Below are 5,888 nucleotides of genomic sequence, written 5' to 3' on the forward strand. Positions count from 1 at the left end.
CGTGGCCATCCGGCCGCCCACGCGGTGGGCGGCCGGATGGCCACGGAGAAGATCGACGGCTTCCGGCTCGACAGAATCGGGCAGTTGCTGTCCACGGCGTATCCCGAACTGCGGCCCGCCGCGGGCTTGGACGGGCTCGTCCTGCGCCCGTTCGCGCCCGGGGTCCTGCTGCACAGCGACGGACGGCACCACCGCGCGGGCGTGCCCACCGGTGCGAGGGGCGCAAGGAGCGCACTCCATGCAGTGCGCGCCCTCGCGAGCGCCCCCCGGCCGGGGTCGGCGCCCAGGAGGCCGGTGGCCGTCCCCGGGCGGCAGGTGTCCACGCCCCGCAGCCGGACCGGTGCCCCGCTGGGCACCGCCGTCGACCAGGCCCGGCTGGGTGCCGCGTTCACCCGGCTCGCGGGCACCCCGGTGGAACGGCTGCTGGCCCGGCCGGAGACGACCGCCGCGGAGGCGCTGGTGGCCCGGGGCCTGCCGGCCCGTACCGTCGACGGCTTCCTCCGTCCGCTGCTCGCCGCGCTGTTGTGCGACCCGGACCTCACCACGTCGAGCCGGTGCGCGGATCTCGCGCTGCGCGCCTTCGCGGCCGGGCGGCTGTGTCTGCCGGAGGGCGGCGCGGAGGCGCTGCCGGAACTGCTGGCGCGGGGGCTGCCACCGGGCACGGTGCGCACCGGCGTCCGGGCCACCTCCGTCTCGACGACGTCGGTGACCACCGCCGAGCACGGCGAGTTCCGCTGCCGCGCGGTGCTGATCGCGACGGACGCGCGCGCCGCCGCGCAGTTGCTGCCGGGCCTGCGGGTGCCGGACTTCCATCCGGTGACGGTGGTGCACCACGCGACGAACGAGCCCCCTCGGACCGGCGCCTCGCTGCTCCTGGACGCCGACCGGGGCGGCCCGGTGGCGCACACGGCGGTGGTCAGCCGGGTCGACCCGTCCCGGGCCCCGGCGGGCCGCGCGCTGGTGTCGTCCACGGTCCTGGGCCCGCCCGGGGCGCAGGTGGACACGGACGTACGCATGCATCTGTCCAGGCTGTACGGCACGTCGACGGCGCGCTGGGAGACACTGGCGGTCCACCACACCGCCGACGCCGTGCCGGCGATGCCTCCACCGCACGATCTGCGCCGCCCGGTACGGCTGCTGGCGGGTCTGTACGTGTGCGGCGACCACCGCGACACCAGCACCGTCCAGGGCGCCCTGTACTCGGGCCGCCGCGCCTCGGCCGCGATCCTGGCGGACCTGGGTGCGGCCCGCCCGATGCACACGGCCGACCCCCTCCCCACGGTCCGGGCGGCCTGACCCTCCCGGTGGGCGGCGCCCCGCACCGCCCACCGTCTCCTTGCCGAAGCCCCCGCCCTCCACCGGCGCACGGCACTTCTCCGGGCCCGTGATCCCTTGACCCGTGATCCCTCGACCCGCGCCCCTCGGTGTCGTCGCTCGGCGTCGTCGCTCAGCCGTACGCCGCGATCCTGTCCCGGTAGACGCGGACCGGGGCCGCGTCGCGGTAGGGCTCCAGGCGGCGTTCGAAGTCGCGGACGTACTCCACGGCCCGTACCGAGCGCATCTCGGCGGCCTGGCCCGCCGCCTCGGCGGCGAGGAGGCAGGCCTGGTCGAGTTCGCCGAGACCGAGGCGGGCAGTGGCGAGGACGACCCGGCAGAACAGACGGCTGCGGGCGTAACCGGGGGCGCGCAGTTGCAGCGAGCGCTCCGCGTGCTGGGCGGCGGCCCGGAACTGCTGGAGGTCGCGGTGGCAGTGGCCGAACTCGTCGGCGAGCTCGGCCTCGTCGAAGAAGCGCACCCAGTGCGGGACCTCGTCGCCGGGCCGGGCGCTCTCCAGGGCGCGTTCGGCGCGCACCAGCGCCGCGGTGCAGGCGCGGACCTCACCGAGCACTCCGTGCCCGCGCGCCTCCACGGCGTGCAGCAGGGCCTGCACCAGGGGCGGGGTGGAGCCGCCCGCGCCCTGCTGGGCCACCCGCGCCAGCTGCACGGCCTCCCGGCCGTGGCCGAGGTAGACGGCCTGCCGGCTCATGGTGACCAGGACGTACGCACCGTAGGTGCGGTCCGCGGCCGCCTGGGAGAGGCGGAGCGCCTGGACGAAGTAGCGCTGGGCGAGCCCGTGCGCGCCGATGTCGTACGACGTCCAGCCGGCCAGCCGGGTCAGGTCGGCGACGGCGGCGAACAGACGGCGGCCGGTCTGCTCGCCGTAGCTGCCGCGCAGCATCGGCTCGCACTCGTGCTCCAGGTAGCGCACCAGGGCCTGGCGGGCGTGGCCGCCGCCGTAGGCGTCGTCGAGGGTGCGGAACAGCTCTCCGACGGAGCGCAGGGCGGCGATGTCGCCGCCGGTGACCCGCTGGCCGGGGCCGCGTTCGGCGGCGTGCCGGCGGCGGGCGGCGAACCCGGGCGGCCGCCCGGCCGGCCCGCCCTCGGAGCGGATCTGGGCGGGGACGCGGACCGGCGGCTCGGGGCGGGCCACCTTCTCGTCGGCGCGGCCGATGAGCCAGTCCCGGCTGGGCACGACGAGCCCCGCCGAGGTGAAGGCGATCTTGCGCAGCTCGGCATGGCTGCCGGAGTCCTTGCGCCACAGCCCGCCGACGATGTCGACGGCCTCGTCGGGGGTGGCGGCGAACTCCAGGCCCGCGTAGACGGGGGCACAGGCGTCCAGGCCGAGGTCCTGGGCGGTGAGCCTGCGGCCGAGGCGCCGGGTGAAGACCTCGGCGATGAGGGCGGGTGTGGTCCCCCTGGGCTGCTGCCCACGCAGCCAGCGGGTGACGGAGGTCTTGTCGTATCTCAGGTCGAGCCCGTGTTCCAGACCGAGCTGGTCCACGCGACGGGCGAGTCCCGCGTTGGAGAACCCCGCTTCTGCGATGAGCGCGGCGAGCTGGCGGTTGGGGGTGCGCTGCGCGGGTCGTTCCGACATCTGCGGTGCGGTCTCCTGCCTTCCGGCGGACGTGGTGGTGCCCGAATTGCCCATGAGCAGCCCATGAGCAGCTCTTATGGCCTGCTGAACGGCGCGAATGTAGCGGAGAGTAAACGCCTGGTAGCAGTCTTCGACCCGCATTCATCCGATCGTGTGAGGATTAACGTCGTGGCTGACGAGGGACGGCGACCGGGGACCGGGACCGGCGCGGAACCGGCGCCCCCCGCGGGCACCGGGAGAGCCGCCGGACCGGTGGCCCACCCGGGCACCGGAACAGCGACCGGCCATACGGTCGTACAGTGGCTTGGGCACGTTTCGCGCCTTACCGCGTTTCCGTGTCCCCGCCTGGCCGCTTGTTTGCCCTACTGCCTTACTGCCCTACTGCCTTACTACTGTCCGGGGAGGCGCTTGCCGTGAGTGAGCTGCGGTTCGTCCGAATGGGTTTCGGAACCGAGGCCGTCGACTACCGGGTGGCCTGGGACGAACAGCGCCGGGTGCACGCGGCGCGGTTCGCCGACGAGGTGCCCGACACCGTGATCCTGCTGGAGCACCCCCCGGTCTACACGGCCGGCCGGCGCACCCAGGACAGCGAGCGCCCCCTCGACGGCACCCCGGTCATCGACGTGGACCGCGGCGGCAAGATCACCTGGCACGGCCCCGGCCAGCTGGTGGGCTACCCGATCCAGAAGCTGCCCCGCCCGGTGGACGTGGTGGCGCACGTGCGGCGTCTGGAGGAGGCCCTGATCCGCACCTCCGCGGAGTTCGGCGTGACAGCCACCCGCATCGAGGGCCGCAGCGGGGTGTGGGTGCTGGGCGACCCGGTCGAACAGCGCCCGGCGCTCGGCGGACTCTCCCTGGACTTCGACCCCCGCCTGACCGACGAGGAGTTCGACCCGCGGCTGAACGGCCCCGAGTACGCGCCCTCCAACGCCGGCCAGCGCCGCGAGGACCGCAAGCTCGCCGCCATCGGGATCCGGGTGGCCAAGGGGGTCACCATGCACGGCTTCTCGTACAACGTGCAGCCGGACAACAAGTGGTTCGACCGGATCATCCCGTGCGGCATCCGCGACGCGGGCGTCACCTCCCTCGCGGCCGAACTGGGCCGCGACATCACGATCGACGAGGTGCTCCCGGTCGTCGAGCGCCACCTGCGCGACATCCTGGAGCACGCCGACCCGAAGCCCCGGGAGATCGTCCGCGCGAGCGCCTGATCCGGCCCGGCGCCGGTCCGCTCCGGTCCGCTCCGGACGAGAGGCCCCGGCCTCGCATCCGGGAATGAGCCCCGCGCCTCGGAGGTTGGCCTGACCGGCAGGCCCAACAAACACGGGCGTACCCTGGTGTACGCCGAAGAATCGAAGCTAGGGAGCCGATGTGTCCGCAGTCGCACCCGACGGACGCAAGATGCTGCGCCTGGAGGTCCGCAACAGCCAGACCCCCATCGAGCGCAAGCCCGAGTGGATCAAGACACGGGCGAAAATGGGGCCCGAGTACACGAAGATGCAGAACCTCGTGAAGAGCGAGGGCCTGCACACGGTCTGCCAGGAAGCCGGCTGCCCGAACATCTACGAGTGCTGGGAGGACCGCGAGGCGACCTTCCTCATCGGCGGCGACCAGTGCACCCGGCGCTGCGACTTCTGCCAGATCGACACGGGCAGGCCCGAGGCCCTCGACCGGGACGAGCCGCGCCGCGTGGGCGAGTCCGTGGTCACCATGGACCTGAACTACGCCACCATCACCGGCGTCGCCCGCGACGACCTGGAGGACGGCGGCGCCTGGCTGTACGCCGAGACCGTGCGCCAGATCCACGCGCAGACCGCGGAGCGCGCGGACGGCCGCACCAAGGTCGAGCTGCTGGCCCCCGACTTCAACGCCGTCCCGGAGCAGCTGGCGGAGGTCTTCTCCTCCCGCCCCGAGGTGTTCGCGCACAACGTCGAGACCGTGCCCCGCATCTTCAAGCGGATCCGCCCCGGCTTCCGCTACGACCGCTCCCTGAAGGTCATCACCGCCGCCCGGGACTACGGTCTGGTCACCAAGTCGAACCTGATCCTCGGCATGGGCGAGACCCGCGAGGAGGTCGGCGAGGCGCTCCGGCAGCTGCACGACGCCGGCTGCGAGCTCGTCACCATCACGCAGTACCTGCGCCCGTCGGTGCGCCACCACCCCGTCGACCGCTGGGTGAAGCCGCACGAGTTCGTGGAGCTGAAGGAGGAGGCCGAGCAGATCGGCTTCTCCGGCGTGATGTCCGGGCCGCTGGTCCGCTCCTCGTACCGCGCCGGCCGCCTGTACCAGATGGCGGTGGAGAAGCGCGGCGCGTACGTCGCGGCGCAGGCCGTCTGACGCGACGCCCCCGCCCGCTCCGGCACCGGACGAGGCATACGTGTGAACTCGCGCACAAGATCCTACTGGCCAGTAATGGCCGAGAAAACGCGGTCCCGGCCGTCCTCGCAGATGAGGGCGCACGCCGGGGCCGCGTCGGCTTTCGCGGGGCCCGAATCTCGGCTTCATGTCCGTTTGACCGGCAGGTCATGCCCTGGTAACACCAAACAGTGACCCTGGAATCACGCCATGTACTCCCACACCCGAAGACACTTCGAGGGGGACCTCCACCATGCAGGCCGCGCCCGTCCGCGCCACCGCCATCCCGTCCTTCGGCACCGCCCTGCGCGCTGTCGAGTCACTTCTGATGAGCGGCGGCCAGCGCACCGCCCGCCGCAACGCCTGGACCTCCGTACTGGAGGACCGCCGCCGCGCCAAGGACCGGGTCGAGGCACAGCGCGTGCTCGACCAGTCCCCGACCGTCACCATCCTCTGACCCCTTCCTCGCCTCCCGGACTCCACCCGCCCCCGCCGGGTCCTTGCTCGACGGCGGTCCCGCGCCCGCTCCCCGCGCGGCACCCGTCCGTCGCCCTCCCCTCTCCTTCCCTCCCCCGTCCGGCCCCTCGCGGACACTGCCGTCGTCCTCGCTCCCGGGGGC

5 protein-coding genes are annotated in these 5,888 nt (G+C 73.5%); 4 read left to right on the plus strand and 1 reads right to left on the minus strand.

Annotation, left to right across the window (positions count from 1 at the left end; genetic code table 11):
* The coding region (locus tag AOK11_RS20905; RefSeq protein WP_055595255.1) for an NAD(P)/FAD-dependent oxidoreductase at window positions 1–1,296 on the plus strand (1,296 nt) is incomplete at its 5' end.
* Window positions 1,297–1,447: 151 nt separating this feature from the next.
* Here the strand turns inward: AOK11_RS20905 and AOK11_RS20910 are convergent.
* Window positions 1,448–2,914, minus strand: a complete 1,467-nt coding sequence (locus AOK11_RS20910; RefSeq protein ID WP_055595256.1) for an NsdA family TPR-like regulatory protein — start codon at window positions 2,912–2,914, stop codon at window positions 1,448–1,450.
* 413 nt (window positions 2,915–3,327) lie between these two features.
* Between AOK11_RS20910 and lipB the strand changes: the two genes are divergently transcribed.
* The 3 genes from lipB (at window position 3,328) to AOK11_RS20925 (ending at window position 5,726) form a co-directional block, all read left to right on the plus strand.
* The gene (gene lipB, locus AOK11_RS20915) at window positions 3,328–4,125 is read left to right on the plus strand and encodes a lipoyl(octanoyl) transferase LipB (protein WP_055595257.1); all 798 of its coding nucleotides are present in this window, start codon (window positions 3,328–3,330) and stop codon (window positions 4,123–4,125) included.
* Between the two features lie 160 nt (window positions 4,126–4,285).
* A complete protein-coding gene (gene lipA, locus AOK11_RS20920) occupies window positions 4,286–5,251 on the plus strand; it encodes a lipoyl synthase (protein WP_055595258.1) in 966 nt (321 codons plus the stop codon).
* Window positions 5,252–5,522: 271 nt separating this feature from the next.
* Window positions 5,523–5,726: an SCO2195 family GlnR-regulated protein gene (locus AOK11_RS20925; protein WP_055595259.1), complete on the plus strand. Its 204-nt coding sequence runs from the start codon at window positions 5,523–5,525 to the stop codon at window positions 5,724–5,726.
* Window positions 5,727–5,888: the final 162 nt, after the last annotated feature.

The organism is Streptomyces hirsutus (assembly GCF_001418415.1).
Lineage (GTDB): Bacteria > Actinomycetota > Actinomycetes > Streptomycetales > Streptomycetaceae > Streptomyces > Streptomyces hirsutus.